Raw genomic sequence first — 24,953 nt, 5'->3', positions numbered from 1 at the left:
GTCACACGACTGACGCCTGTCTGTCATGGTCGATTCACCCGGCACGTGCACAGTGGCGAAAACATCGCAGAGGGTTGCCCATGACCAGCGCCGAGCTCGCCAGACCCAGCCGCAAACAACGGGTGCGTACCTTGTGGATTTCCGACGTGCACCTGGGCACGCGGGATTGCCAGGCCGAGCACTTGTCGCAATTTCTCAAGGGCTACCACGCCGACAAGATCTACCTGGTCGGTGACATCATCGACGGCTGGAAGCTGCGCGGCGGCATGTACTGGCCGCAGGCGCACACCAACGTGATCCGCCGCTTGCTGACCATGAGCAAGCGCGGCACCGAGGTGATCTACGTCACCGGCAACCACGATGAGTTCCTGCGCCGTTATTCGAAGCTGATCCTCGGCAACATCCAGTTGGTCGACGAGGCCGTTCACGTCACGGCGGATGGCCGGCACCTGCTGGTGATCCATGGCGACCAGTTCGACGTGATCACCCGTTACCACCGCTGGCTGGCCTTCCTCGGCGACTCTGCCTACGAATTCACCTTGACCCTCAACCGCTGGCTCAACCACTGGCGAGCGCGTTATGGCTACGGCTACTGGTCGTTGTCGGCGTACCTCAAGCACAAGGTGAAGACGGCTGTGAGCTTCATCAGCGACTTCGAAGAAGCCATCGCCCACGAATGCGTGAAACGCGAATTGCACGGCGTAGTGTGCGGGCATATTCACCATGCCGAGATTCGTAAAGTCGGTGAGGTGGATTACCTCAATTGCGGCGATTGGGTGGAATCGTGCACAGCATTGATCGAGCACTGGGATGGCACGATCGAGCTGTATCGCCTGGCGGATGCGCAGGCGCGGGAGGCACAGCTCAAGGCGGCCAAGGTTGCCGAGATTGCCTAGACCCCAGATATCTCCTGTGGGAGGGGGCTTGCTCCCGAATGCGGTGTATCAGTAAGTACATGTTTATCTGACACACCGCCTTCGGGAGCAAGCCCCCTCCCACATTGATCTGTGGTGTTCTCAGGCCGGGCTGTGTTCTTCCATCGCCGCCTTGTAGATCGAGTGCTTCGGCTGGGCAAACAGCCGCTCCATCATCGGCTCGAAGAAGCTCAGCGGCAGGGTTTCATAGGCCGGGTCGAACGCCGCCGCATCGTACCTGGCGCAAAATTCCGCCGTGGCCTGATACTGCGGATGCGCGGCGAATTGCTCGCGCAGATGCCGATCCATGCCCAGGTGATGGAAGAAGTAATAACCCTGAAAGATCCCGTGCTTCTCGACCATCCACAGATTCTCGGCACTGACGAACGGTTTGAGAATCGCCGCCGCGATGTCCGGGTGATTGTAGGAGCCGAGGGTGTCGCCAATATCATGCAGCAGCGCACAGACCACATATTCCTCGTCACGACCATCGCGATAGGCGCGGGTCGCGGTTTGCAGCGAATGGGTCAGGCGATCCACCGGGAAGCCGCCGAAATCGCCTTCGAGCAACTTCAGGTGCGCGATGATCCGCGACGGCAATTGCCGAGCGTAGGCGCTGAAGTCGGCGGCGATGATCGCCCAGTCTTCCTGCGTGCCGTCCTGCATGTGAGTGAAGCGGGCATTGGCGTTCATCGGCAAGCCTCCTGGTGGGTCGGGTTTCAGAACGCCACGCGGCCGAGGATCATGTCGCGGTACATGACGAAATCGCCGAGCAGGCTGTACAGCGGATGCTGGAAAGTCGCCGGACGGTTCTTTTCAAAGAAGAAGTGGCCGACCCAGGCGAAGCTGTAACCGGCCAGCGGCAGGGCCAGCAACAGCAGCCAGGCGCCTTTGGCGATGGTCATGGCCAGAATGAAAATCACCAGCGTGGTGCCGATGAAATGCAATCGTCGGCAGGTACTGTTGGCGTGTTCGCTGAGGTAATACGGGTAGAACTCGGCGAAAGTGTTGAATTGCTTGATGTTTTCCACGACTGCGATCTCTGTGGTTATTGTTCTGACGGCAAGTTGTTCGGCGGGTAGCTTATTTGAGTCTAGAGTGAACACTGGCATCAGCCAGTGACAATGGGCGCCACTTTAGTATCCTTCGCAAATCGGGTCGTCACATGCGATCCATCATGTAAAAGAATAACGCCATGAGCGAACGAACGACTTCTGCAAGCTGGGCGATGGGGATTGTCAAAGCATTGGAGATGGACGGCCTGGATTGCCGGGTACTGTTCAAGCAACTGGGGCTCGATTACGCCGCCCTGAATGATCCGGATGCGCGCTTCCCGCAAGATTCCATGACCCGCCTCTGGCAACGGGCGGTCGAGCTGTCCGGCAACCCGGCGATCGGCCTGAACATGGGCAAGGTGGTACGCCCGGCGTCGTTCCACGTTGCCGGCTATGCCTTGATGTCGAGCAACACCCTGGCCGAAGGCTTCCAACGCCTGGTGCGTTATCAGCGGATTATCGCCGAGAGCGCCGACCTGAGTTTTCGTCTGCTCGAAGAAGGCTATGCGCTGATTCTGACGGTGCATGGCGATCACCTGCCGCCAACCCGGCAGAGCGCCGAAGCCTCGCTGGCCTGTGCGCTGGGCCTGTGCGGCTGGTTGACCGGGCGCACCCTGCACCCGGTCAAAGTGCTGTTTCAGGGTGACGAACCCGCAGACCTGCAACCTTACCGGCAAGCCTTTCATGCACCGCTGATGTTCAACGCGCCGTACGATGCGTTGATTTTCGAACGGGCCGACATGGAAGCACCGCTGCCCACCGCCAACGAAGCCATGGCGCTGCTGCACGACCGGTTTGCCGGGGAATACCTGGCGCGATTCTCTGAAAGCCGCGTGACCCACAAGGCGCGCCAGGTGTTATGCCGTTTACTGCCGCAGGGCGAACCCAAGCGCGATACCGTGGCGCAGACCCTGCATCTGTCGCAGCGCACCTTGCAGCGCCGGTTGCAGGAGGAGGGCACCAGTTTTCAGCAGCTGCTCGACGACACCCGCCGCGAACTGGCCGAGCAGTATCTGGCGCAGCCGAACATGACCTTGCTGGAGATTGCCTATCTGCTGGGGTTTGCCGATCCGAGCAACTTCTTCCGTGCGTTCCGCCGCTGGTTCGACACCACGCCCGGCGATTACCGGGCGCGGCTGTTGCAGGCGCCGGTCAGTGACGCCAAAAGGCCGGAATACACAGCACAAACACCGTAATGATCTCCAGTCGGCCGAGCAGCATGCCGAACGACAGAATCCACTTCGCGGCATCCGGCAAGGTGGCAAAGTTGCCCGCCGGGCCGATGGTCTCGCCCAGGCCCGGGCCGACGCCGGACACGGTGCTGGCAGCGCCGGTCAACGCGGTCATCCAGTCGACGCCGAGCAGCGACAGCAGCAGGGCGATCACGCAGATGGTGATGGCGAAGAAGAACGAAAAGGTCAGGATCGAACGCACGATCTCTTCGTCGAGACGGTGGCCGTTGTACTTTTGCTTGATCACCGCGCGCGGGTGAATCAGCTGGTTAAGGTTGGCCTTGAGCAGGATGTAGGCGACCTGGAAACGGAAGATCTTGATCCCGCCCGCCGTCGAGCCGGAGCAGCCGCCGACAAAGCCCAGATAGAAAAACAGCATCAGCGAGAAATTGCCCCACAGGCTGTAGTCGCCGAGGGCAAAACCGGTGGTGGTGACCACCGACGTTACGTTCAGCGCCACGTGCCGCAGCGCTTCCAGCCAGTGCAGCTTGGTGGTCCACCAATACCAGGTGCCGAGCACCAGCCAGGTCACCAGCAACATGCCGAGCAAACCCTGCACTTGCTGATCCTTGATCAGCGCACGACGGTTGCCGCGCATGGTCGCCACGTACAGGGTGAACGGCAGGCTGCCGAGAATCATCACGACCACCGCGACCCAGTGCACCGCCGGTTGCGTCCACTTCGCCAGGGACTGGTCGGAGGTCGAGAAACCGCCGGTGGAAATCGCCGACATCGCGTGGTTGATCGCATCGAACGGGCTCATCCCGGCCCACCAGAACGCCAGGCTGCCGAGGATGGTGATACCGACGTAGGCCGCCACAATCAGGCGCGCCACCATGTGCGAGCGCGGCATGACCTTTTCCGAGCGGTCGGACGATTCGGTCTGGAACAGGCGCATGCCACCGATGCGCAGCAACGGCAGAATCGCCACCGCCATGCCGATGAAGCCGATACCGCCGAGCCAGTGCAGCAGCGAGCGCCACATCAGAATCCCCGGGGACATGGTGTCGAGCCCGCTGAGCACGGTCGAGCCGGTGGCGGTGATGCCGGACATGCTTTCGAAGAACGAGTCGGTGTAGCTGATGTGCTGGGTCAGCAAAAACGGCAGCGCGGCGAAAATGCACACCACCAGCCAGCTGCTGACGGTCAGCAGGTACATGTCGCGCGGGCGCAGGTGAATGTGCTCGGGGCGGCCGGGGATCACCAGTGCGAGGCCGGCGAGGAAAGTGATCATGCTCGCCCAGAGGAACGACGGCAGATCGCCGGTGCGCTCGAAAATCACCAGGGTGGCCATGGGCACGACCATGGCGATGGCCAGGGTGATCAGGAAGATGCCGATGATGAAACCAATGATCCGTAAGGTCGGCAACGCCATGAAGTCCGCTCGGGCTGATGTAGGAAGGGCGCCATTCTACCCGTGGGGCAGGGCATGTAAACCGGCACCCTGTTGCCGGATACCGCTAGAATAGCCGCACATTTTTCTCAGGAGGTGGCCGATGCAGGCTCTCGACGCTTTGCTCAACCGTGTTTCCGTTCCACGCCTGGTCGAACCGGCCCCTACCGCCGAGCAGCGCGAAGCCCTGTTTGGCGCAGCCCTGCGCGCACCGGATCACGGCCACTTGCAGCCGTACCGTTTCCTCACCGTCGAAGGCGCGACACGTGAGCAAATGGGCGAGTTGCTGGCCGAAGCGGCGCAGATGCAGGAGGGCGAAGTCACTGAAGCGATGATCGACAAGGCGCGCAACGGCCCGCTGCGGGCGCCGCTGGTGGTCGTGGTGATCGCGAAACTGCAGGATCACGTCAAGTATCCGAAGGCCGAGCAGTTGCTGGCGGCGGGGTGTGCGGCTCACGGGATTCTGCTGGCGGCGTACGCGCAGGGGATTGGTGCGGTGTGGCGTACCGGTGATCTGGCTTATTCGGCGCACGTGGCCAAGGGGATGGGCCTGGCTGATGACGAGCAGGTAATTGCCTTCCTGTACCTCGGCACGCCGCAGAAAGAGCCGCGTGTGGCGGAGAAGGTTGATCTGACCGAATTCGTCAGCGCCTGGCCGGGCAAGGCCTGACACCACCGATCAAATGTAGGAGTGAGCCTGCTCGCGATAGCGGTGGATCAGTCAATGAATTTTTGTCTGATCCACCGCTATCGCGAGCAGGCTCACTCCTACAGGTTTGATCAGGGTTGCACGACGGCGCCCGGCACCAACGGCAATTCCAGGCTGGCGACAAACCCGCCCTCAGGATGATTGGCCAGCAGCAGACTCCCGCCATGCCGCTCCGCCGCGCGCCTGGCAATCGCCAGGCCCAGACCATGCCCGGCCGCCGTCTGCCCCGGCGCCCGGTAGAACGGTTCGCCCAGCTGGCTCAGGTGCTCGGCCTGCACACCCGGGCCGTGGTCGCGCACGCTCACCACAATCCGTTCGCCCTGACGCGTGGCCTGCATTTCGATTGCCTGTCCCACCGGGTTGAAGCGTTGGGCGTTGCGCAGCAGGTTGTCGACGGCGCGCTCGATCATGGTTGGCCAACCGGTCAGCGTCAGGTGTGGTTCGGCATCCAGGCGCACGGTCTGCTCCGGCGAGCCAAGTTGCGCGTCTTTCTGCAAGGTGCCGAGCAGGGCGTTCAGGTCTACCGCTTCGGCACTGGCGTTGTCGGCATCGACTCGCGCCAGCACCAGAATTTCGCTGATCAGCGCTTCCAGCCGATCACATTCGCGGGTCAGGCGTGGCCAGAGCTTTTCCCGTTCTTCGGGGTTGGCCCGTTCCGCCAGTGCCAGCGCAATCCGCAGTCGCGCCAAAGGTGAACGCAGTTCGTGGGACACATCGCGCAGCAACTGGCGCTGACTGCCGATCAGGCTTTGCAGGCGCGCGCCCATGCGGTTGAAGTCGTTGGCCAGCACGCCGAACTCATCGCGGCGGTTGGCCAGTTTCGCCAGGCTGTTCTGTTGATAGGTGGTCTGCCCCAGATCATGCACCGCGCCGCGCAAACGGCTGAGCGGGCGGGTGATGGAGAAGGTCACCAGCAGGCTGAACAGGGTCAGCACCACCAGCGCAATGCCCAGCGCACTGAGCGGCCAGAGCAGGCTTTCGCGGTGCCAGGCGTCGAGCTCCGGGTGCGGGATGCGGAAGATGAACAGATAGGTGTCGCCGGTTTTTTCGCTGGTGAATTCGTCGGTCAGGCGCCGCCAGGGCAGGCGTCGGTCATCGTTGTTCTGCCGGGCTTCGAAGGCGGCGGCGCGACGCGGGAAGGTGCCACGCACCACCGGGTCGCCGCTTTCGTTCAGCACCTGGACATCGATGTGATATTGGCGTTTGCGCTGTTCGAGGATGTCCTGCGCGGCGTCTTCGCCTTGGGCTTCGTAGGTTTGCGTCCATTCGGCGGCCAGGGTGTTGAGGCCCGGATGGCGGCTGAGAATCCACGCGTCCTGGTTGAGCATGTGCCCGAGCAGGATCGACAGCCCCGCCACCAGAGCGATGGCCAGCCAGAAGCTCGCAAGAATACGCCAGAACAATGAACGCACAGAAAATCCCCAATCAAACAAAAACCCAACGATGTGGGAGCGGGCTTGCTCGCGAATGCGGTGTGTCAGTCAACATCTCTTTGTCTGATACACCGCATTCGCGAGCGAGCCCGCTCCCACATTTGGATTGAGTGGCAACAGACCCGACGGCGTTTAGCCGTCGGGTCCGAGGTTATCGCATTATTGCGCCTTTTGCGGCTGTTGCGCTTTCCACGCCTTGAACTCGGCCCATTCGGCGCGGCGTTCAGCCTGTTTCTTCTGGATCTCGTCGAATTTCTTCTGTTGATCCGGTTTCAACAGGTTGCGTACGTCAGCTTCGGCTTTCTTGTGGTTGGCCGCGATCTCGTCCTTCATGGCTTTCTGATCCGCCGGCGAGAGTTTTTCCAGGTACTTCTCGACCACCTGGCGACGTTCGTGCATCTGCTCGCCCATGATCTTGCGGATCTGATCACGCTGTTCGCGAGACAGGTCGAGTTGGCTGTACGGGCCTTTGCCGTGCTCGCCGTGCATCTGACCGCCGTGGCGTGGGCCGTCGAGCGGGCCACCCATCGGGCCGCCATCCTGTGGCATGGCCATGGCGACGGTTGGCAGAGCGGCAGCGAACATCAGAGCGATAAGAGTCTTGCGCATGGTGTATCTCCTTGTCTCGTTCCCGGTACGTTCCGGATGAGTTCAGATTACGGAGATCAAGGTCAGCGGCGGTCAGCGCTGCGTAAAGCTTGGGTAAAGACGCTTCGATCCCGACCTGACAAATATCTCTGGCAATCCGCCTGTGGCGAGGGAGCTTGCTCCCGCTGGGCAGCGAAGCGGCCCCTCGCTTTTCAAATCAAAAACGAGGGACTGCTGCGCAGTCCAGCGGGAGCAAGCTCCCTCGCCACAGAGAAGCAAACGGTTTACAGGCTGTAGTAATAACCACGGCTGCGCAGGGCGACGATCCGCGGGCGGCCGTCGGGGTGGGGGCCGATCTTTTTGCGCAGGTTGCTGACGTGCATGTCGAGGCTGCGGTCGTACAGGGTCAGCTTGCGGCCGAGGGCCAATTGCGCCAGTTCCTGTTTGTCCAGCGGTTCGCCGGGCTGCTTGAGCAGGGCTTCGAGCAAACGGCTTTCGGACATGGTGAGGGTCAGTTCTTTCTCGTCGATGCTGACCACGCCGCGCACCGGGCTGAAGCTCAGGTCGCCGAGTTCGAGCTGGGTCGACACGGCAGCCGGGTGACTGCGGCGCAGCACGGCGCGCAGGCGCGCGGTGAGTTCACGCGGATCGCAGGGTTTGGCCAGGTAATCGTCGGCGCCCAGCTCCAGACCGAGGATGCGATCCAGCGGTTCGCCACGGGCCGAGAGCATCAGCACTGGCAAGTCGGCGTGTTCACTGCGCAATTGCTTGAGCAGCTCCAGACCGCTGCCGTCGGGCAGCATCACGTCCAGCACCACAGCGGCAGGCGCCGATTCGGCCAGCGCCTTGCGCGCGCTCTGGCCATCGTGGCAGGCGCGTACCTGGAAGCCTTCCTGGCTCAGCCAGCTACTCAGGAGTTCGCACAACTCCTGGTCATCATCAATCAGTAACAGCTCGCTCATGACTCACTCAATTTAGCCATTGCCGACGTTTTCGGCTTGCTCCACTGGCAAAGATACCGCACAGCAGCGCCAATAGCGCTACCCCGGCGCCGGTGACGAACCATTGCTGCTGTTCGGTCAACAGACGCGGCAATGGACTGGCCTGGGCTTCCTTGAGTTGCAGCTTCAGGCGCTGGTTCTCCTGACGCAACCGGGCAAGCTGGGCGCTTTCGCGGGTGTTATCGGCATTTTGCAGTTGTTTGCTCAGTTCTTCCCGCTGCTGCTCGCTGGCCTTCAGGCGCTGCTGCAGTTCGGTAATCTGACTGCCGGCACTTAACGACAATGGCGTGGAGCTGCCGCTTTCGGTGGTTTCCTCACCATGGGCGGGCGCCATGATCGTCAACGTGACCCACATCAGACACAACGGACCTTTGCGCATTGCGATTCCTGCTTGCAAATGGATATTGGGCAGGTTGTCGGCAGGCAAACGAGAATAATGAGCGATTGAGAGCGGTGAGAAGCGGGAAGGTTCAGTGCTTGGAGTGGGTTGAGTGTGGCGAGAGAGCTGTTGTGGTGAGGGGATTCAGCGAAACGTCGCACCGCCCCGATGGGCAGCGAAGCAGACCTGAAATGGGAGCATGCGGTGTGTCAGGCACACCGCATTGGATGGCTTTGGGTTGCTGCGCAACCATCGGGGATAAATCCCCTCGCCACAGAGCCCCTCCACATTCCTTGGTTACGGCAAGACTTGCTTGAACGGCTTGACGATCACGTTGGCGTACACGCCGGCGGCGATGTACGGATCGGCGTCGGCCCAGGCCTGGGCGGCGCTCAGGGAGTCGAATTCGGCGACGATCAGGCTGCCGGTGAAACCCGCAGCGCCCGGATCATTGCTGTCGACCGCCGGGTGCGGGCCGGCCAGTACGATGCGGCCTTCGCCCTTGAGCACTTGCAGGCGTTCGAGGTGGGCCGGGCGCGCGGCGAGGCGGGCTTCGAGCGAGTCGGCGACGTCGGTGGCAATGATTGCGTAAAGCATGTCAGTCCTCGGTTTTTGGCGTTGTGGTATCGGCGTCATGCAGATGGCGGGACAGGTAGATGCCCTGACCGACCAGGAACAGCACGGTCATGCCCAGGCTGCCGAACACCTTGAAGTCGACCCAGATGCTCTGGAAGGTGAATGCCACAAACAGGTTGGCAGCGCCGCAGAACAGGAAGAAGGCGATCCAGGCGATGTTCAGGCGGGTCCAGACCGGATCCGGCAGGGTCAGCGCGTGGCCCATGATGCGTTTGATCAGCAGGCGGTCACCGATGAAGTGGCTGCCGATGAAGGCCAGGGCGAACAGCCAGTTGACCACCGGGGCTTTCCATTTGAGGAAGGTCTCGCTGTGGAAGGCCAGGGTCAGGCTGCCGAACACCAGGCAGGCGATCAGGGTCAGCCATTGGCTCTTTTCCAGCTTGCGCTGTTTGATGAACAACGCGCCGTAGACCACCAGGGAGCTGATGATCAGCATCGCCGTGGCGCTGTAAATACCACCTACAGTGACTTCGTGACCGGTGATATCGACAACCCGTGGATCAAGTTTGTAAACGATGAAAAACAGCAGAAGCGGGATGAAATCGATGAATTGTTTCACAGTGAGAGCCAGAAGCTGGATGTGGCGGCATAATAACAAACATATGGGCGCGCGATAGCGCCAGCTGATTTGAGGTTACAACTCCCCGTGAATGTTGATTTGCATTGCCACAGCACGGCCTCCGATGGCGCCCTGGCGCCAGCGATTCTGGTTGTGCGTGCGTTCGAAAACGGCGTGCGAATCCTTTCGTTGACCGATCATGACACCCTCGAAGGCCTCGCCGAAGCGCGCAGCGCCGCCGAAGAACTGGGCATGCAACTGGTCAATGGCGTCGAACTGTCCTGCACCTGGGGCGGCGCGACCATCCACGTGCTGGGCTACGGTTTCGACGTCAACGCCGCGCCACTGGTCGAGGCGATCGCCCGATTGCACGATGGCCGCTGGCTGCGGTCGGAAGAAATAAGCCGCAAGCTCGGCCTCAAAGGTATGCCCGGTGCCCTCGACGGCGCCCGGCAGATCCAGCAGGAGCTGGGCGACAGCGGCAACGCCCCGGCCCGTCCGCATTTCGCCGACTGGATGGTGCGTGAAGGTTTTGTAAAGGATCGCGCCGAAGCATTCCGCAAATGGCTCGGCGCCGGCAAGCTGGGTGACGTCAAGCAACACTGGCCGACGCTGGAAGACACCGTCGGCACCCTGCGCGCCGCCGGGGCGTGGGTCAGTCTGGCGCATCCATGGCACTACGATTTCACCCGCAGCAAGCGCCGAAAGCTGATTGCCGACTATATTCAAGCGGGCGGGCATGCAATCGAAGTGGTCAATGGCCATCAGCCCGCGGAACAGGTCGGCAGCCTGGCAATCCTTGCCCGCGAGTTCGGTCTGCTGGTCAGCGCCGGCAGTGATTTCCATGGCCCTGGAGGCTGGTCCGAGATTGGCCAGTACCGGCCGGTTCCCGAGGACCTTCCACCCCTGTGGTGTCGGTTCAAACATGACACAGATATTGCCGCCGTCTGAACAGGTAGAAAACGTGAGTCAATTTTTCCAGATCCATCCGGAAAACCCGCAAGCGCGCCTGATCAAACAGGCGGTCGAGATCATCCGCAAGGGCGGGGTGGTGATTTATCCCACGGACTCTTCCTACGCCATCGGTTGCCAGATCGGCGACAAGACCGCGATCGAGCGCGTGCGCCGTCTGCGCCAGCTCGACGAGAAGCACAACTTCGCGCTGATCTGCAGCGACCTGTCGCAACTGGGCAACTACGCCAAGATCGACACCGGCACTTTCCGCATTCTCAAGGCGCATCTGCCGGGGCCTTACACCTTTATCCTCAACGCCACCCGCGAAGTGCCGCGTCTGCTGCTGCATCCGAAGAAACGCACCATCGGCCTGCGGGTGCCGAGCCATCCGATTGCCCTGGCGTTGCTGGCCGAACTCGGCGAGCCGCTGATGAGCGTGACCCTGATCATGCCCGGCGATGAAGATCCGCTGAGCGATCCGTACGAAATGCGTCAATTGCTCGAACACCAGGTGGACCTGATCATCGACGGCGGTTTCGGCGGGATCAAGGCGTCCACCGTGATCGACCTGACCGGCGACGACCCGGAAGTGATCCGCGTCGGTTGCGGCGACCCCGCGCCGTTCATGGTCGAGGCCTGAATGTCCGCAGTGGAGACCGTTGTCGATCCCCAGGCCGGCGCCCAGCAGGAACTGCCGTTTGCCATGGTCTATGGCCAGGCGGTCACGGAAATGCCGCTGGACCTGTACATCCCGCCGGATGCGCTGGAAGTGTTTCTCGAAGCCTTCGAAGGCCCGCTCGACTTGCTGCTGTACCTGATCCGCAAACAGAACATCAACATCCTCGACATCCCGGTGGCGGAAATCACCCGCCAGTACATGGGCTATGTCGAATTGATGCAGTCGGTGCGTCTGGAGCTGGCCGCCGAGTATCTGGTGATGGCGGCGATGCTGGCCGAGATCAAGTCGCGGATGCTCCTGCCGCGCGCCGAAACCGTCGAAGACGAAGAGGACGACCCGCGCGCCGAACTGATCCGTCGCCTGCAGGAATACGAACGCTTCAAGGCTGCCGCCGAAGGCATCGACGGCCTGAGCCGGGTCGGTCGCGACGTGGTGGTGCCCAAACTCGACGCCCCGGAAGCCCGGGCGCGCAAGCTGTTGCCGGATGTCGCGCTGGAAGAGATTCTGATGTCCATGGCCGAAGTGCTGCGCCGGGGCGACATGTTCGAGAGCCACCAGGTCAGTCGCGAGGCACTGTCGACCCGCGAGCGCATGAGCGATGTGCTGGAACGGCTCAAGGGCGGCGGTTTTGTACCGTTCGTCGAGCTGTTCACCGCCGAGGAAGGTCGCCTCGGCGTGGTGGTGACCTTTATGGCAATCCTTGAGCTGGTCAAGGAATCCTTGGTCGAGCTGGTGCAGAATGAGCCGTTCGCCGCGATCCACGTGCGAGCCCGAGCCGAATAACGAGTCGAAACATGAACCTGACTGAACCCCGCGAGCTGGCGCCCCTGCTTGAAGCCTTTCTGTTGGCCTCGGGAAAACCGCAATCGCTTGAACGTCTCTACGAACTGTTCGAAGAGGGCGAGCGCCCCGAACCGCCGGTCTTCAAGAAAGCCCTGAGCCTGCTGGCCAAGTCCTGCGAGGGCCGCGCGTTCGAGCTCAAGGAAGTCGCCTCCGGCTACCGCCTGCAGATCCGCGAGAAGTTTTCGCCGTGGGTCGGACGTTTGTGGGAAGAACGTCCGCAGCGCTATTCCCGCGCGCTGCTGGAAACCATGGCGCTGATTGCCTATCGTCAACCGATCACCCGGGGCGAGATCGAAGACGTGCGGGGCGTGGCGGTCAATACCAACATCGTCAAGACGCTGATCGAGCGCGAGTGGATCCGCATCGTCGGTTACCGCGACGTGCCGGGCAAACCGGCGATGTTCGCCACCACCAAGGCGTTTCTCGATCATTTCAACCTGAAAAACCTCGAAGACTTGCCACCGCTGGCCGAACTGCGCGAGATGGAAACCGAGCCAGTCCTCGATTTCGACGACGCACCGGTGCCGCAGGGCCTGCAGGAACAGGCCGACGCCAGCGCCGAGCCGGAAGAGCCGAAGGAAGAAACCAGTTTCCACACCTTGCTGCTGGAGCTGGACAGCATGGAGGAGGGGATCAAGACCGACTTCGATGATTTGTTGCGCGATGCTGCGGATGGTGAAGCGTCGACGACTGAGCCGGAAGTCGAGACCGTCGAGCCGGCGATTGAAGTTGAACTCGAGACCGAGCCAGAAGCCGAACCGGAAGAGGACATTCTTGGCGTTGCCGAAGCCCGGGAAAAACTCCTGGCCGCCGTCGCCGCCCTCGAACAACCGGTGCCAGCGCCCGAACCCGAGCTGAGCGAAGAAGAAGCCGAAGCCCGTGCGCTGGCGGAAGCCATCGAGGCCGAACGCCGCGAGTTCGAGGACTGACCCCGATCCGCTTAACACCGCAGCCCCCCTGTAGGAGTGAGCCTGCTCGCGATAGCGGTGTATCTGGCAAAGATGTCGACTGACACACCGCTATCGCGAGCAGGCTCACTCCTACAAGGGAGTTGTGTCGTTCTGGAGTAGCTATGAGTTCCACCAAAGACCCGTGCATCAGCCTCTGCAAGTTCAGCGACGACATCTGTCTCGGCTGTGGCCGCAGCAAGCGCGAGATTCGTGCCTGGAAGAAACTCGACAAGGACGACAAGCGCACGGTGCTGGCCGAAGCCGCGCTGCGCCTGATCAAACTTGGTGGCGCCGGTCGGCGGAAAAAGAAATAACTGGCGATCGATCAGCTAGTCTCTGATGCGCGATGGCGCACATCCGCGTATGATTCGCGACCCTTCGGCGATCCCTTCGCCCGAAAACCAGATTTCAATGCTTCAGGCGTTGCCTGAACAGACCACACCGGGAGGTGCCCAGATGAGTGACATCAATCAGCAAGACGACCAGGAAATCGGCCCAGCAGGCGAAAAACTGCAGAAAGTCCTCGCCCGTATCGGCGTTGGCTCGCGCCGTGACGTCGAAGCCTGGATCAGCCAGGGCCGGATCAAGGTCAATGGCAAAGACGCCACCCTCGGCCTGCGCGTCGACATGCACGACGCCATCACCATCGATGGCAAGGTGATCAAGCGCGAAGAGGCTGCCGAGTCGGTACGCCGCGTGATCATGTACAACAAGCCCGATGGCGAGATCTGCACCCGTGACGACCCGGAAGGCCGTCCGACCGTGTTCGACAAGCTGCCGCGTCCGAAAGAAGGCCGCTGGATCAACATCGGTCGTCTCGACATCAACACCACCGGTCTGCTGATGTTCACCACCGACGGTGAGCTGGCCAACCGTCTGATGCACCCGTCCTACGAGATGGACCGTGAGTACGCCGTGCGTGTACGCGGTGAAGTCGACGACGAAATGATCGAGCGCCTGAAGGCCGGCGTGGTACTGGAAGACGGCCCGGCGCGTTTCACCGACATTCAACAGGCGCCGGGCGGCGAAGGCTTCAACCACTGGTACCACTGCGTGGTGATGGAAGGTCGTAACCGTGAGGTTCGTCGTCTGTGGGAATCTCAAGGGCTGGTGGTCAGCCGTCTGAAGCGCGTGCGTTTCGGTCCGGTGTTCCTCAACTCTGATCTGCCGATGGGCCGCTGGCGCGAAATGAGCCAGTACGAAGTCGACGTGCTCAGCGCCGAAGTCGGCCTGACCCCGGTGGCAATGCCGCAACTCAACGCCAAGAGCAAGGACAAGCTGGAGCGTATGCAGCGTAAATCGTCGCGGCCGATGGCCAAGACCGAGCGCGTGCGTACCCTGCGTCCAGCCGCTGGCGCGCCGACCGGTCCGCGTCCGAGCCGTGAGCCGCAGATCGAAGGCGAGCGTCCGGGTCGCAAGCCGGCTGCACGTCCGGATGGCGAGCGCGCTCCGCGTGGTCGTACCGAGCGTGGCGAAGGTCGTGCGCCGGCCGGTCGCGGTACGCCGGTGGCGGATCGTCCTGCCGACACCACCAACAAGCGTCCGGCCAAGCCTGCACCGAAGCGTCCGGGGATCAAACTGGTCGACGGCGACAAGCCGTCGGGCAAGCGTCGTGGTGCTCCGGCCGGTTCCGGTCAGCGTCCGGGTTTCGGTCGCAAGAAGCCGGAATAAAGCAGTTGTGAGCTTTGAGCGGCAAGCTTCGAGCTAAAGCAAAAAACGCCAACCGCAGGGTTGGCGTTTTTTTTCGTCTGGCGAAAGTATTGTGTTGCCTGAGCCGGCCTCTTCGCGAGCAAGCCCGCTCCCACATTGGATCGGCGTCGAACACAAATCTCCTGTGGGAGCGAGCCTGCTCGCGAAGGCGTCAATCGCCTAAAACACAAACCGCCCATCAAACACTGGCTTGTCATCCAGCGCCAACACCCCGCCGGAGAAGATCAGGTCCAGGTGATGACTGCCCTTGGCCCCACCGCCCAGTCCCAGATGCAACCCACAATGCCGCTCTTCGAACCCGGCATTGCGCGCATACAGATCTTTCACACCTTCATTGGTACCAATCCCCAATTCCTCGATGCGTCGGTTTGACGGGTTGGCGTCCAGGTATTTGTTGAAGTCGTGTTCCAGCCCCGGCACATCGGTGGCGATGCGGCTGATGGTCGAGTTCTCGATCCACAGTTCCAGTGGCGACTCCAGCACGCCGTACTTGCGTGCAAACGGGATGGTGCTGAGGAACGTGCCCTTGAATTTCACATGGCCGTTGATGGCTTCGCTGTGGGTGGCGATTTCGCCGGGGGCCAGGTCGAAGTTGCCGACGCCGTTGATGTCGGTCCACTTCTTGATGCTGCTCAGCGGTGTTTCGAACCGCGAGCCATGTTCGTCGGTAAAGCTTAGTGTGGTGGCCTGGGACATGCGCTGGATCAAGTGGCTGTTGAGCCCGGCGATGCGCTGCGGGGTGACGCTGAAAGTGTCGTAGAAATAGTCGCCGTAATCCTTGAACAGCAGCGACTTCTTCCAGTTTTCCGCCATCACGCCCTGCAGGGCGCGAACGAACTCCGGGCCGTCGGGGCGCGGGTTGGGCAGGGTGGAAGAGTCGTAGAAGAAAATGTACAGATCGCTGTCGGCAATCGCCGCGGTCAGCGTTGCGGTGCTTTCCAGGTCCAGGCGACGGGCACTGAACGTGAAGCGGGGATGATCGCCGGCCTGTTCGGCGATGGCGCCGGTCAGGGCTTCGTAATCGGCGGTGTGGCCGAGCAGTACCTTCGCTGAATCGAGACCGGCAAGGGCAGGGTGATGTTCGAGGTAGTAAAGGAAATGCGAGATCGCGCGGGGCTTATCCATGAGTCCTCCCTGACTGACCGTGAAGAAAGCGGCAGGCACGACCGGCCGGATCGTGCCTGCCCGGGGATGTCTTACAGAGGCCACATCGCCGTGCCGAACGGAACCACCGCGTCGGCTTGCATCATTTCCACAGCCGCCTCATGGGTCGGTGCTTCGAACCATTCGTCCAGTTGCAGTTCGGTGTCCAGGTCTTTTTCCAGTGCTTGCATGGTCGATCTCCTAGATGACTTTCACAGTTATGACTGGCCGGTCGAGTTGGCCGGCAAGACGTGAAGAACCTAGTTCAGGGTGTTTTGTAATGCAAAAAATTATTTATTTAAAATTTAAATAAACTTTTTATTCTGTTTTTAAGCGGCGGATTTCTTATTTGAAAACAAAAAACTAAGCGGCACCTTTCATTAGCAAGCTTGCTACCGTCAATTTGCAGACGTCCTACAGAATTTTCCGAAATGGAAAATCTGCGTTACGCCTCGTAAAGAAAAGTTTACGAAAACACCGGTAAAGCCCAGTGGATTTACCTCTCTGCAGACGCTGTAAGGAAAACCTGCCGAAGCCCGGCTGCAAAGGCGTCGCGCAGGGCTCTGGCGCGCTTGTTTCAGCGCTGTTTGCAGGGTGAGATGCGCCTCATGCCTGTCGTGCAGGTGCATAACAAGAAGGAGGCGCAATGAACGCCGTGATCGATCTCCACTTCTCTCCGTGGGACGTTTTTTTCCTCGTCCCCGTCGATGGCCTGCAAAGGCCTGACTCAATTTTTGCAGCCGCCCGAGTGTCTCGAGGCGGACCCACGCAATCCCGGCAAGCGCCACGCTGATCCAGCGGGGTCTGGCAGCAGGGGGTTAGCGGTGTACAATGCGCCGCGTTTTAACTGTGACCCTCTGCGTAATCGCGCAAACCTCAAGGTTATCCGCCTTGTTCACTCCGCCACGTCACAAGCGTGTCGGGTTCGATTTCGTCACAGATAAAAACAAACAGGTGACGCATGACCGTTGTAAAAACGCTGAATTCCTGGTGCTTGCGCTGGGGTTTGATCGGGGTTGTCTGAAATCGCAACCTTGCAGCAACGTCTACTGAACATCATCAAACCTTGCGTGGGACCTTTTTCATGAGTGGACAAAACTCGCAATCAGGCGAGCTGAAACGCGGCCTGAAAAATCGCCATATTCAACTGATCGCCCTCGGTGGCGCGATCGGTACCGGATTGTTCCTCGGCTCGGCCGGGGTGCTGAAATCCGCCGGCCCGTCGATGATCCTCGGCTACGCCATCTGCGGCTTCATCGCCTTCATGATCATGCGCCAGCTCGGCGAGATGATCGTCGAAGAGCCGGTGGCCGGTTCCTTCAGCCATTTCGCGCACAAGTACTGGGGCGGTTTTGCCGGTTTCCTGTCGGGCTGGAACTGCTGGATTCTGTACATTCTGGTGGGCATGTCGGAGCTGACCGCGGTCGGCAAGTACATCCACTACTGGGCGCCGGACATCCCGACCTGGGTCACCGCCGCCGCCTTCTTCGTGCTGATCAACGCGATCAACCTGGCCAACGTCAAAGTCTTCGGGGAGGCCGAATTCTGGTTCGCGATCATCAAGGTCGTGGCGATCGTCGGCATGATCGCGCTGGGCAGCTACCTGCTGGTCAGCGGCCATGGCGGCCCGCAGGCCTCGGTCAGCAACCTGTGGTCGCACGGCGGGTTCTTTCCCAACGGCGTCAGCGGCCTGGTGATGGCCATGGCGATCATCATGTTCTCCTTCGGTGGTCTGGAAATGCTCGGTTTCACTGCAGCCGAAGCGGACAAGCCGAAAACCGTGATCCCGAAAGCGATCAACCAGGTGATCTACCGCATCCTGATTTTCTACATCGGCGCGCTGGTGATCCTGCTGTCGCTGACTCCTTGGGACAGCCTGCTGGCAACCCTCAACGCGTCCGGCGATTCGTACAGCGGCAGCCCGTTCGTGCAGGTGTTCTCGATGCTCGGCAGCAACACCGCTGCGCACATCCTCAACTTCGTGGTGCTGACCGCGGCATTGTCGGTGTACAACAGCGGCACCTACTGCAACAGCCGCATGCTGCTGGGCATGGCCGAGCAGGGCGATGCGCCGAAAGGTCTGGCGAAGATCGACAAGCGCGGCGTGCCGGTGCGTTCGATCCTGGCGTCGGCAGCGGTCACGCTGGTGGCCGTGCTGCTCAACTATCTGATCCCGCAGCAGGCGCTGGAACTGCTGATGTCGCTGGTGGTTGCAACGCTGGTGATCAACTGGGCGATGATCAGCTTCTCGCACTTCAAGTTCCGACAGCACATGAACAAGACGCAGCAGACACCACTGTTCAAGGCGCTGTGGTACCCGTACGGCAACTACATCTGCCTGGCGTTCGTGGTGTTCATCCTTGGCGTGATGCTGCTGATCCCGGGCATCCAGATCTCGGTGTACGCGATTCCGGTGTGGGTCGTGTTCATGTGGGTCTGCTACGTGATCAAGAACAAGCGTGGGGCGCAGCAGGCGCTGCACGCGGCGGGTTCTGCCGCGAAGTAAGCCAGACGCAGAAAGTGAGAAACCCGGCCAATGTGCCGGGTTTTTTTATTTGCCGTCAGACGTATTCGGCGATGGGATGGGCTGTGCAGAACGCTTCGGTCTGCAACCGGAATTGCTCGCGCAAGGCCGGTTCCAGCAGGTAATCCTGCTCGCTGATCGGTCTCACACTGTCGAGGATCCGGCAGATCAGATCGACGATCTGGCGACATCCCTGCGGATCGATTCTGCGCTGCGCGATGGAGCCCGTGCCGATGCGCAGACCGCTGGTAATGAGTGAAGGGCGTGTCTCGCCCGGTACACGATATTTGTCCACGATAATTGCGCAACGCTCCAGCGCCGACTCGGCAATGGCGCCGGTGATGCCGCCACGCAACCGAATCAATACCGTATGGTTTTCACTGCCCCCGCCGACGACTTCGTAGTCGTGAGCCTGAAAGGCGCTGGCGAACTCGTCAGCCGTGCTGCGAATCCGCCCCATGCTTCTGTCGAACTCCGTGGACTTTGCGTAAGCCAGAGCCGCCGCCTTCGCAGCGATCATGTTGACGGCAGGCGCGCCCTGCATTCGCGGATAAACGGCCTGGTCGAGGGCGCGGCTGAATGTCGTCCTCAAGCCGGGCACCTTGGTGTTCGCCGCTTGACCCGAAAGGATCAGACCGCCGCGCGGGCCCATGAGTTGTTTGTGGGTGCAGGTGGTGGTGACGTGTGCGACGTCGATCGGACTGGGATGCCGCCCTGTGGCAACCAGTCCGGCGATATGCGAAATATCGGCGAGCAGGATGGCGCCGGCTTCATCGGCAATCTCGCGAAATCGTTGGAAATCGATGACCCGTGAGTACGCCGTCGCGCCGCACATGATGATGCGTGGGCGATGGGCGAGCGCCAGTTTGCGCACCTGGTCGTAATCGATGACCCCCGCTGAAGTCGTGCCGTACCGAATCGCCTTGTAGTAAATGCCGGCGAATGAGGTGGAACTGCCATGGGTATGATGGCCGCCGTATTTGACGCCCATTCCCAGCAAGGTATCGCCTGGTTCGAGCAGGGCGGTCAGCACGTGGTAATTGGCGTTTGATGCCGAATGCGATTGCACGCTTGCGTACTGGGCATCGAACAGTTCCCGCGCTCTGCGGATGGCAAGCGCTTCGACCAGATCGACGTTTTCGCACCCGCCGCCGTAACGTCTGCCGGGCAGCCCCTCGGCCGTCACATTGACCAGTGCCGAAGCGGAGGCGGCCAGGGTCATGGGCCTGACGGCGCAAGAGGAGGAGACCAGCGACAGCACCTGGTGCTGACGGGCAACTTCCGCGTCGAGGATCCCTGCCAGTTCGGCGTCTTGCGCCCACAGATCCGCCAGGCCCCGTTGCAGCAGATCAGCCTGGTTCATGAGCGGTTCGGTATGGACTGCCATTGTCTGTATTCCTTCCCTGTGTGCAGCGCGCTGCGAACGAGCGCGACTTCCTTGGTTTTACCGGAGGGTGCGTGCGTTTCTGCCCTTGCCCGACCGGATACAGCGGATTCCTTGTTTTCGCGGCAGTGCGCGCAAACTAATCTCTGTATCGACGACCCGTTTTCTGCTGACTGCGGTCGCTGCCGACAGCCCGGTTGCCCGACGCATCATAGGTTTTTCACGGCGGAACACCAGAAAATTAATCAGAAAAATGAACATTGTTCAAATAAAATGATTCTTTTCTCAGGGCCTCAGGGTGTAAAACTGCAGGCGGGAAGGATCGCTATTCACGAGATTCTGCTGGCCGATAAGCAGAACTAACGGGTCAGTAAAGAATTCGAATTGTTCTTTCTGGTTCACACCAGCGGTGTTGTTCACACTATGTTTATGCCGAAATCAGGGAGGGGGAATGCTATGATCTGCCGCGGCTCTAATACCCGTATAACTATTTCCTAGTGGGCCTGTTGAGTCCCTGAATGATGATTCGAGGGGTATTTTCAAATTGCCTTTATAAAAGACGGTAAGCATTCCATGCACAGAAGAGAACGATCGGAGAATCTGAAGAACAATATCAAGTACCTGATAAAGAGTCGTGGGGAAACGCAGCTGTCGTTATGTAATTCCAGTGGACTGACCCGAACCACGATCTACAACATTCTTGAAGGTAAAGTGGTCAACGTACAGCAGTCCACTGTGCGCAAGATTTCCGACTTTTTCGGAGTGTCCTACGAAGAGATAGAGACGATCTCGTTTGAAGAAAAGGAAATCATCGACAGCAGCATCTCGCCGCAGGGCAACATGAACCCGGCGGCAGTGCCTGTCATCAAGGAAAGTCTGCTTCTGCAGAATCTGGATAAGCGAATCGGCGAGTTGGCGACGATTTTTCCACTGACTTACTATTTCGGAACGTCCTTCAATTTGATAGGCGTCCTGCTGGAAAATGAAGTCAGTGGCATGAATGAACCGGGCGACCTGCTGATCGTGCAGAAAGGCGCGGCAAGCATCGACAAGGAAAAACTGGTGTATGACAAGGTCAGTAAAAGGTTATTCATAACAACTGAAGTTGATCTTGCGCTGGAGAGTGTTTGTGTTGTCGGGGATATAATCGAGGAACGATTTAATGGATTGCAGCGTTGAAAGGGAAAACACCAAATATAAGCTGTTGGGGTTCGAAAACGGAAAAAGCCTGGCGGTGATCATGGTCATTGCGACAGGCAAGATAATTAAAATAAAGCTGAGTGAAGTGTTGAATAGTGAGATTATGGATAATCTGAACAAGATAGAAGTAAAGAATCTGTACAAGAAATTCTACTCCCAGGGAGGGTCGCTTACCGCTTATGAAATAAATGATCGGCATGAGAGCTCCTGGATGATTTATATCATTCTGAACCTGATGCTGTTCACGCTTTATATTTTTACCAGCATTGCGGCGACCAAGCCTATCTATCTGGAATATTTTGATATTGTCGTAACGCCGGGTACTTTCCTGTATCCGCTGACGTTTTTGATCGTCGACTTGCTGAATGAAACCTTCGGCCTCCGGTTGGCGCGCAAGGCGATACTCTTCGCGTTCATCAGTAATGCGGCCATTATCATTTTGCTGGCCATGACTACGTACCTTCCCGGGCTACCCGGGTGGAAGCTCGACGGGCCTTACAATGATGTGATCAGTCAGCTGTCGTCGGTGCTGGTAGCTTCGTCTGTATCGTTTCTGGTGTCGGAAAATATAAACTCTTATCTGTTGTGCAAAATCAAAGAACTGACCAACTCCCGGTTTCTCTTTTTGCGGGTGTTTCTGAGTACTTTGTTTGCGGTGATAATCGACAGTTTTCTTTTCTGCTACATCGCCTTTTACGGGACGATGGAGAACAGCGCGATACTCAGCATGATTTACGTCCAGATCGCGATAAAGGTCGGTTTTGCGTTCTTCAATATCATGCCGGCATACGGTGCCAGGTCATTGTTCAAGAGGTATCTGACGGGTAGTCAGGCTTGATGGATTAAATAATGCGCTCACTCGAAATTTTCAAGTGAGCGCATTTTTGTATGTTGGGTGCTTTATTGCAGATTCAGCTTCGTTTTCAAGCTGTTCATCACCTCATCCTTGTTTTCCAGAAACTCATTGAGTCCTTTTGCGCGAAGATTGCAAGCGTCGCAATTTGCACATCCGCTACCGGTTATGCCGTTGTAGCAGGTCAGTGTCTGGTGGCGAACCAAATCAAGCTGATGGTGATGATCGGCCAGTGCCCAGGTTTCCGCCTTGTTCAGCCACATCAGCGGAGTATCAAGTTTCAATGGGTAATCCATGCCCAGCTCAAGGGCTTTGTTCAGTGCCTTGACGAACTCGTCCCGGCAATCCGGATAGCCCGAGAAGTCCGTTTCGCAAACCCCGGTGATGACCGTTCTGGCTTGTACCTGATAGGCGTAAATAGAGGCGAGGGTCAAAAACAGGATGTTTCTTCCCGGCACAAAGGTGCTTGGCAGACTTTCGCCAGAACTATTAACCGTCGGAACCGGGATGTTGTCGCGAGTCAGGCTGCTGATGGCCAGCTCATTCAGCAAAGATACATCCATCACTTTATGCACGGTCACGCCGAGCTGTTTGGCCAGTTGCTGCGCGACTTCGATTTCCGCGCGATGACGCTGACCATAGTCAAACGTGATGCAATGAATTTCGTCATAGTGGCTCAGTGCATGGATCAAACAGGTCGTCGAGTCCTGTCCGCCACTAAAAACGATAACTGCTTTATTGCTCATGCTTATGCTTCCTGCATTGAACTGGTAAATTTTCGCTGGGGATCATAACGCGAAACGATTGATGCAAGAAGTTGCGCATGGCCGCAGGAGACCTGCTAGGTGGTTAATCGCGGTATCCTGCACGCTCTGAATTCGGACTTTTTTCCATGCTGGTGATTTCCAACAACGTGCATTTGCCGGATGCCGAGATCGAACTGACGTACATCCGCGCGCAAGGCGCCGGTGGGCAGAACGTCAACAAGGTCTCCAGCGCCGTGCACCTGCGCTTCGACATTCCGGCCTCGTCCTTGCCCGAGTTCTACAAGGAACGGCTGCTGGCGCTGCTTGACAGTCGCATCACCAGCGATGGCGTGCTGATCATCAAGGCTCAGCAGTACCGCACGCAGGAAGCCAACCGTGCCGATGCGCTGGAGCGTCTGACCGAGTTGATCCTCAGCGCCACCAAGGTCGAAAAGAAGCGCCACCCGACCAAGCCGACCCTCGGCTCGAAGAAGCGCCGGCTCGAATCCAAGACTAAGCGCGGCAGCATCAAGGCCGGGCGCGGCAAGGTGGATTTTTAAGGGTTGGTGTCATGGAGTTGTTCCATTTCATCCGGAGCGGGCATTGTATCCATTACGCACCTCTCAACTTAAATCAATTTCCGGACATTGAACGACTCTTTTATAACTAATTGGTCTACATGACTGTCATATCTGACAGGTGTGCCGGATTGCTGTTACACGTTTACTGAACTCTCTTTTCATTGATTGAGCAAAAGTAAATGAATAACTTAAATGTTGTGCGTGGTACTCCTGATACTGATTTTGGTGTGCGCAGTGAGGTCGTTTTATACGGAGAACAAGGTCAGAGGCTTCAGCCTCGGGTCGTCACTCTTCTCTCAGAACCGAACAGGATTCTTTGCGCAGCAACTGACGAGGAGCGGCAAGAGATTTACCTGTGCATGCTTGATGAGGAAGGAGGTATCGACGAGAGTTTCGGAAAAGCGGGTAGTGTTTTTTTTAAACTCTCGGAGTTTTTTCCTGGGTGGGATTTGCCGCAGCCCTATAGCGTGAAGTTTGATAGTGTTCATGGCAAGTATGTGTTGGGGTTCTTCGCTCGTAAAGATGGCTTTAATCGTGCTACCGGCCTGGCTCGATTCGATTTGAATGGGGAGATTGATGAAGGGTTTGGCAGCAAAGGCGTCATGTTGTGGAGTCTGGATCTGAAAGAGGTTGTTCCTGCAAGTTCAGATGTTCCAAAGCTGAAGCAGCCTCTGGCGGATAAAGGCCGCGACTACCACGGAACTATGGAATTATTGGACGATGGCGGCGTTTTGCTTCTGACCACGCTTGACGACAGAGGATTTTTCGATAGGGCGTTTGTGGTCAAGTTAAAAAATAACGGTGGGTTGGACGAAACGTTCGGTAATGGCGGGTACCGATTGGTTTCTCGAGGTCCGTCTGTTTTAGTCATAGGACAGGATATGTTTCGCCAAGGGAATGGTTATGTTGTCGCCGCGTCAGACGGTCTGCGTGATAAACGTTGGTTTGTTGGCCGGTATGATGCCCGTGGTGATCTTGACTCCAGTTTTGGGGCCGGAGGTTATTATGATGGAGTACCTTCGGTTAAAAATGTGATTCTGAAACGTGACGATAAGTTTTATATTGTAGGTACTTCGGATAATGGAGTTCCGCAGTATCTGTTTCTCCAGCTTCAACGTCGTGGGTCGAATGGTGAGGAAGATGACCTTTTTGGCAAACAAGGATGGGGAGGATTTATCACTGATGATTTCAGCGATATCTATATGACGAAAGCAGCACTCTATAATTTGAAATCAACCGTTGTGGTAGCAGGTTATGCTTATTTGCGTGGCGGGTCGGATAGTCAGGCATTTATTGCCAGTCTTGAACAAGACATGGGTTGGGACGAGGGGTTTGGTAATGTTGGAAAGGTTGTATTTCCAAAAGACCAGATTATTCACGATCTCGCGGTCCAGGAAGATCGAAAAATTGTGTTTGTATCCAGTAAAAATAGAGAGAACGGTAGCTTCGCCATTTTCCGTTTGCATGGTTAGCGTATAAAAGCCGCA

At 58.7% G+C, this 24,953-nt stretch carries 27 protein-coding genes; 14 read left to right on the top strand and 13 right to left on the bottom strand.

Annotated features, from left to right (window positions below; genetic code table 11):
* The first annotated feature begins 80 nt into the window (after window positions 1–80).
* Window positions 81–896, top strand: a complete 816-nt coding sequence (locus tag CRO59_RS23070) for a UDP-2,3-diacylglucosamine diphosphatase (RefSeq protein ID WP_041073087.1) — start codon at window positions 81–83, stop codon at window positions 894–896.
* Between the two features lie 120 nt (window positions 897–1,016).
* On the opposite strand, the gene CRO59_RS23065 is transcribed toward CRO59_RS23070, so the two are convergent.
* Both CRO59_RS23065 and CRO59_RS23060 read right to left on the bottom strand, forming a co-directional pair.
* Entirely contained in the window at window positions 1,017–1,607 is a 591-nt protein-coding gene (locus tag CRO59_RS23065) for an HD domain-containing protein (RefSeq protein ID WP_097090176.1), read from the bottom strand.
* A gap of 26 nt (window positions 1,608–1,633) precedes the next feature.
* A complete protein-coding gene (locus tag CRO59_RS23060; protein ID WP_003222750.1) occupies window positions 1,634–1,945 on the bottom strand; it encodes a DUF962 domain-containing protein in 312 nt (103 codons plus the stop codon).
* A gap of 164 nt (window positions 1,946–2,109) precedes the next feature.
* On the opposite strand from CRO59_RS23060, the gene CRO59_RS23055 reads away from it, so the two are divergent.
* Window positions 2,110–3,165: an AraC family transcriptional regulator gene (locus tag CRO59_RS23055; RefSeq protein ID WP_202369364.1), complete on the top strand. Its 1,056-nt coding sequence runs from the start codon at window positions 2,110–2,112 to the stop codon at window positions 3,163–3,165.
* On the opposite strand, the gene CRO59_RS23050 is transcribed toward CRO59_RS23055, so the two are convergent.
* A complete protein-coding gene (locus tag CRO59_RS23050; RefSeq protein ID WP_097090175.1) occupies window positions 3,122–4,576 on the bottom strand; it encodes a TrkH family potassium uptake protein in 1,455 nt (484 codons plus the stop codon). The two genes, CRO59_RS23055 and CRO59_RS23050, sit on opposite strands and share 44 nt — an antisense overlap.
* 121 nt (window positions 4,577–4,697) lie before the next feature.
* Between CRO59_RS23050 and CRO59_RS23045 the strand changes: the two genes are divergently transcribed.
* Window positions 4,698–5,264, top strand: coding sequence for a nitroreductase family protein (locus CRO59_RS23045; protein WP_097090174.1), 567 nt, complete (start codon window positions 4,698–4,700; stop codon window positions 5,262–5,264).
* A gap of 110 nt (window positions 5,265–5,374) precedes the next feature.
* Here CRO59_RS23045 and CRO59_RS23040 read toward each other — a convergent pair whose 3' ends face one another.
* The 6 genes from CRO59_RS23040 to CRO59_RS23015 form a co-directional block, all read right to left on the bottom strand.
* A complete protein-coding gene (locus CRO59_RS23040; RefSeq protein WP_097090173.1) occupies window positions 5,375–6,715 on the bottom strand; it encodes a cell wall metabolism sensor histidine kinase WalK in 1,341 nt (446 codons plus the stop codon).
* 180 nt (window positions 6,716–6,895) lie between these two features.
* On the bottom strand, window positions 6,896–7,345 hold the full coding sequence (locus tag CRO59_RS23035) for a Spy/CpxP family protein refolding chaperone (RefSeq protein WP_097090172.1): 450 nt from the start codon (window positions 7,343–7,345) through the stop codon (window positions 6,896–6,898).
* Between the two features lie 263 nt (window positions 7,346–7,608).
* A complete protein-coding gene (locus CRO59_RS23030; protein ID WP_097090171.1) occupies window positions 7,609–8,286 on the bottom strand; it encodes a response regulator transcription factor in 678 nt (225 codons plus the stop codon).
* 7 nt (window positions 8,287–8,293) lie between these two features.
* A complete protein-coding gene (locus tag CRO59_RS23025) occupies window positions 8,294–8,704 on the bottom strand; it encodes a translation initiation factor 2 (RefSeq protein WP_041073068.1) in 411 nt (136 codons plus the stop codon).
* Between the two features lie 297 nt (window positions 8,705–9,001).
* Window positions 9,002–9,301, bottom strand: a complete 300-nt coding sequence (locus tag CRO59_RS23020; protein ID WP_097090170.1) for a YciI family protein — start codon at window positions 9,299–9,301, stop codon at window positions 9,002–9,004.
* 1 nt (window position 9,302) lies between these two features.
* Window positions 9,303–9,899: a septation protein A gene (locus CRO59_RS23015; RefSeq protein ID WP_097090169.1), complete on the bottom strand. Its 597-nt coding sequence runs from the start codon at window positions 9,897–9,899 to the stop codon at window positions 9,303–9,305.
* Window positions 9,900–9,986: 87 nt separating this feature from the next.
* Here CRO59_RS23015 and CRO59_RS23010 point away from each other — a divergent pair, with 87 nt between their 5' ends.
* The 6 genes from CRO59_RS23010 (at window position 9,987) to rluB (ending at window position 14,996) form a co-directional block, all read left to right on the top strand.
* Entirely contained in the window at window positions 9,987–10,850 is an 864-nt protein-coding gene (locus CRO59_RS23010) for a PHP domain-containing protein (RefSeq protein WP_097090168.1), read from the top strand.
* Window positions 10,851–10,863: 13 nt separating this feature from the next.
* Window positions 10,864–11,493, top strand: coding sequence for an L-threonylcarbamoyladenylate synthase (locus tag CRO59_RS23005; RefSeq protein ID WP_007966016.1), 630 nt, complete (start codon window positions 10,864–10,866; stop codon window positions 11,491–11,493).
* Window positions 11,494–11,616: 123 nt separating this feature from the next.
* Entirely contained in the window at window positions 11,617–12,315 is a 699-nt protein-coding gene (locus tag CRO59_RS23000) for a ScpA family protein (RefSeq protein WP_171061841.1), read from the top strand.
* Window positions 12,316–12,326: 11 nt separating this feature from the next.
* Window positions 12,327–13,304: an SMC-Scp complex subunit ScpB gene (gene scpB, locus CRO59_RS22995; RefSeq protein ID WP_097090167.1), complete on the top strand. Its 978-nt coding sequence runs from the start codon at window positions 12,327–12,329 to the stop codon at window positions 13,302–13,304.
* Between the two features lie 143 nt (window positions 13,305–13,447).
* Window positions 13,448–13,639, top strand: coding sequence for a DUF1289 domain-containing protein (locus CRO59_RS22990; protein ID WP_047292462.1), 192 nt, complete (start codon window positions 13,448–13,450; stop codon window positions 13,637–13,639).
* Between the two features lie 142 nt (window positions 13,640–13,781).
* Complete coding sequence (gene rluB, locus CRO59_RS22985; protein ID WP_027613970.1) at window positions 13,782–14,996, top strand: 23S rRNA pseudouridine(2605) synthase RluB; 1,215 nt, start codon at window positions 13,782–13,784, stop codon at window positions 14,994–14,996.
* 198 nt (window positions 14,997–15,194) lie between these two features.
* On the opposite strand, the gene CRO59_RS22980 is transcribed toward rluB, so the two are convergent.
* Window positions 15,195–16,160, bottom strand: a complete 966-nt coding sequence (locus CRO59_RS22980; protein ID WP_027613969.1) for a leucyl aminopeptidase (aminopeptidase T) — start codon at window positions 16,158–16,160, stop codon at window positions 15,195–15,197.
* Window positions 16,161–16,231: 71 nt separating this feature from the next.
* A complete protein-coding gene (locus CRO59_RS28795; RefSeq protein ID WP_003222780.1) occupies window positions 16,232–16,369 on the bottom strand; it encodes a hypothetical protein in 138 nt (45 codons plus the stop codon).
* Between the two features lie 893 nt (window positions 16,370–17,262).
* Between CRO59_RS28795 and CRO59_RS22975 the strand changes: the two genes are divergently transcribed.
* Window positions 17,263–18,684, top strand: a complete 1,422-nt coding sequence (locus CRO59_RS22975) for an amino acid permease (protein WP_027613968.1) — start codon at window positions 17,263–17,265, stop codon at window positions 18,682–18,684.
* A 55-nt stretch (window positions 18,685–18,739) separates the two neighbouring features.
* Here CRO59_RS22975 and glyA read toward each other — a convergent pair whose 3' ends face one another.
* Window positions 18,740–20,089, bottom strand: coding sequence for a serine hydroxymethyltransferase (gene glyA / locus CRO59_RS22970; RefSeq protein ID WP_097090166.1), 1,350 nt, complete (start codon window positions 20,087–20,089; stop codon window positions 18,740–18,742).
* Between the two features lie 570 nt (window positions 20,090–20,659).
* On the opposite strand from glyA, the gene CRO59_RS22965 reads away from it, so the two are divergent.
* The gene (locus CRO59_RS22965; protein WP_027613966.1) at window positions 20,660–21,265 is read left to right on the top strand and encodes a helix-turn-helix transcriptional regulator; all 606 of its coding nucleotides are present in this window, start codon (window positions 20,660–20,662) and stop codon (window positions 21,263–21,265) included.
* Window positions 21,249–22,124, top strand: coding sequence for a queuosine precursor transporter (locus CRO59_RS22960; RefSeq protein ID WP_027613965.1), 876 nt, complete (start codon window positions 21,249–21,251; stop codon window positions 22,122–22,124). Before CRO59_RS22965 ends, CRO59_RS22960 begins: the two co-directional genes overlap by 17 nt.
* Before the next feature lie 62 nt (window positions 22,125–22,186).
* Here CRO59_RS22960 and queC read toward each other — a convergent pair whose 3' ends face one another.
* Window positions 22,187–22,885 (bottom strand): 7-cyano-7-deazaguanine synthase QueC, encoded by a 699-nt coding sequence (gene queC, locus CRO59_RS22955; protein ID WP_097090165.1) that lies wholly within the window; start codon window positions 22,883–22,885, stop codon window positions 22,187–22,189.
* A 146-nt stretch (window positions 22,886–23,031) separates the two neighbouring features.
* Here queC and arfB point away from each other — a divergent pair, with 146 nt between their 5' ends.
* Window positions 23,032–23,445 (top strand): alternative ribosome rescue aminoacyl-tRNA hydrolase ArfB, encoded by a 414-nt coding sequence (arfB, locus tag CRO59_RS22950; protein ID WP_097090164.1) that lies wholly within the window; start codon window positions 23,032–23,034, stop codon window positions 23,443–23,445.
* A 200-nt stretch (window positions 23,446–23,645) separates the two neighbouring features.
* Complete coding sequence (locus tag CRO59_RS22945) at window positions 23,646–24,938, top strand: hypothetical protein (RefSeq protein WP_097090163.1); 1,293 nt, start codon at window positions 23,646–23,648, stop codon at window positions 24,936–24,938.
* The last annotated feature ends 15 nt before the right edge of the window (window positions 24,939–24,953 follow it).

Origin of the sequence: Pseudomonas sp. LAMO17WK12:I5 (assembly GCF_900215165.1) — a bacterium.
Lineage (GTDB): Bacteria > Pseudomonadota > Gammaproteobacteria > Pseudomonadales > Pseudomonadaceae > Aquipseudomonas > Aquipseudomonas putida_A.
The sequence above is the reverse complement of the archived record's forward strand: the minus strand, read 5'-3'. Positions and strand labels throughout refer to the sequence as shown.

Excerpts from the sequence above, each read along its gene's own strand:
- CRO59_RS23070 (WP_041073087.1), top strand. The coding sequence starts at position 81 with ATGACCAGCGCCGAGCTCGCCAGACCCAGCCGCAAACAACGGGTGCGT.
- CRO59_RS23065 (WP_097090176.1), bottom strand. The coding sequence starts at position 1,607 with ATGAACGCCAATGCCCGCTTCACTCACATGCAGGACGGCACGCAGGAA.
- CRO59_RS23055 (WP_202369364.1), top strand. The coding sequence starts at position 2,110 with ATGAGCGAACGAACGACTTCTGCAAGCTGGGCGATGGGGATTGTCAAA.
- CRO59_RS23050 (WP_097090175.1), bottom strand. The coding sequence starts at position 4,576 with ATGGCGTTGCCGACCTTACGGATCATTGGTTTCATCATCGGCATCTTC.
- CRO59_RS23045 (WP_097090174.1), top strand. The coding sequence starts at position 4,698 with ATGCAGGCTCTCGACGCTTTGCTCAACCGTGTTTCCGTTCCACGCCTG.
- CRO59_RS23035 (WP_097090172.1), bottom strand. The coding sequence starts at position 7,345 with ATGCGCAAGACTCTTATCGCTCTGATGTTCGCTGCCGCTCTGCCAACC.
- CRO59_RS23030 (WP_097090171.1), bottom strand. The coding sequence starts at position 8,286 with ATGAGCGAGCTGTTACTGATTGATGATGACCAGGAGTTGTGCGAACTC.
- CRO59_RS23025 (WP_041073068.1), bottom strand. The coding sequence starts at position 8,704 with ATGCGCAAAGGTCCGTTGTGTCTGATGTGGGTCACGTTGACGATCATG.
- CRO59_RS23020 (WP_097090170.1), bottom strand. The coding sequence starts at position 9,301 with ATGCTTTACGCAATCATTGCCACCGACGTCGCCGACTCGCTCGAAGCC.
- scpB (WP_097090167.1), top strand. The coding sequence starts at position 12,327 with ATGAACCTGACTGAACCCCGCGAGCTGGCGCCCCTGCTTGAAGCCTTT.
- CRO59_RS22990 (WP_047292462.1), top strand. The coding sequence starts at position 13,448 with ATGAGTTCCACCAAAGACCCGTGCATCAGCCTCTGCAAGTTCAGCGAC.
- rluB (WP_027613970.1), top strand. The coding sequence starts at position 13,782 with ATGAGTGACATCAATCAGCAAGACGACCAGGAAATCGGCCCAGCAGGC.
- CRO59_RS22980 (WP_027613969.1), bottom strand. The coding sequence starts at position 16,160 with ATGGATAAGCCCCGCGCGATCTCGCATTTCCTTTACTACCTCGAACAT.
- CRO59_RS28795 (WP_003222780.1), bottom strand. The coding sequence starts at position 16,369 with ATGCAAGCACTGGAAAAAGACCTGGACACCGAACTGCAACTGGACGAA.
- CRO59_RS22975 (WP_027613968.1), top strand. The coding sequence starts at position 17,263 with ATGAGTGGACAAAACTCGCAATCAGGCGAGCTGAAACGCGGCCTGAAA.
- glyA (WP_097090166.1), bottom strand. The coding sequence starts at position 20,089 with ATGGCAGTCCATACCGAACCGCTCATGAACCAGGCTGATCTGCTGCAA.
- CRO59_RS22965 (WP_027613966.1), top strand. The coding sequence starts at position 20,660 with ATGCACAGAAGAGAACGATCGGAGAATCTGAAGAACAATATCAAGTAC.
- CRO59_RS22960 (WP_027613965.1), top strand. The coding sequence starts at position 21,249 with ATGGATTGCAGCGTTGAAAGGGAAAACACCAAATATAAGCTGTTGGGG.
- queC (WP_097090165.1), bottom strand. The coding sequence starts at position 22,885 with ATGAGCAATAAAGCAGTTATCGTTTTTAGTGGCGGACAGGACTCGACG.
- arfB (WP_097090164.1), top strand. The coding sequence starts at position 23,032 with ATGCTGGTGATTTCCAACAACGTGCATTTGCCGGATGCCGAGATCGAA.
- CRO59_RS22945 (WP_097090163.1), top strand. The coding sequence starts at position 23,646 with ATGAATAACTTAAATGTTGTGCGTGGTACTCCTGATACTGATTTTGGT.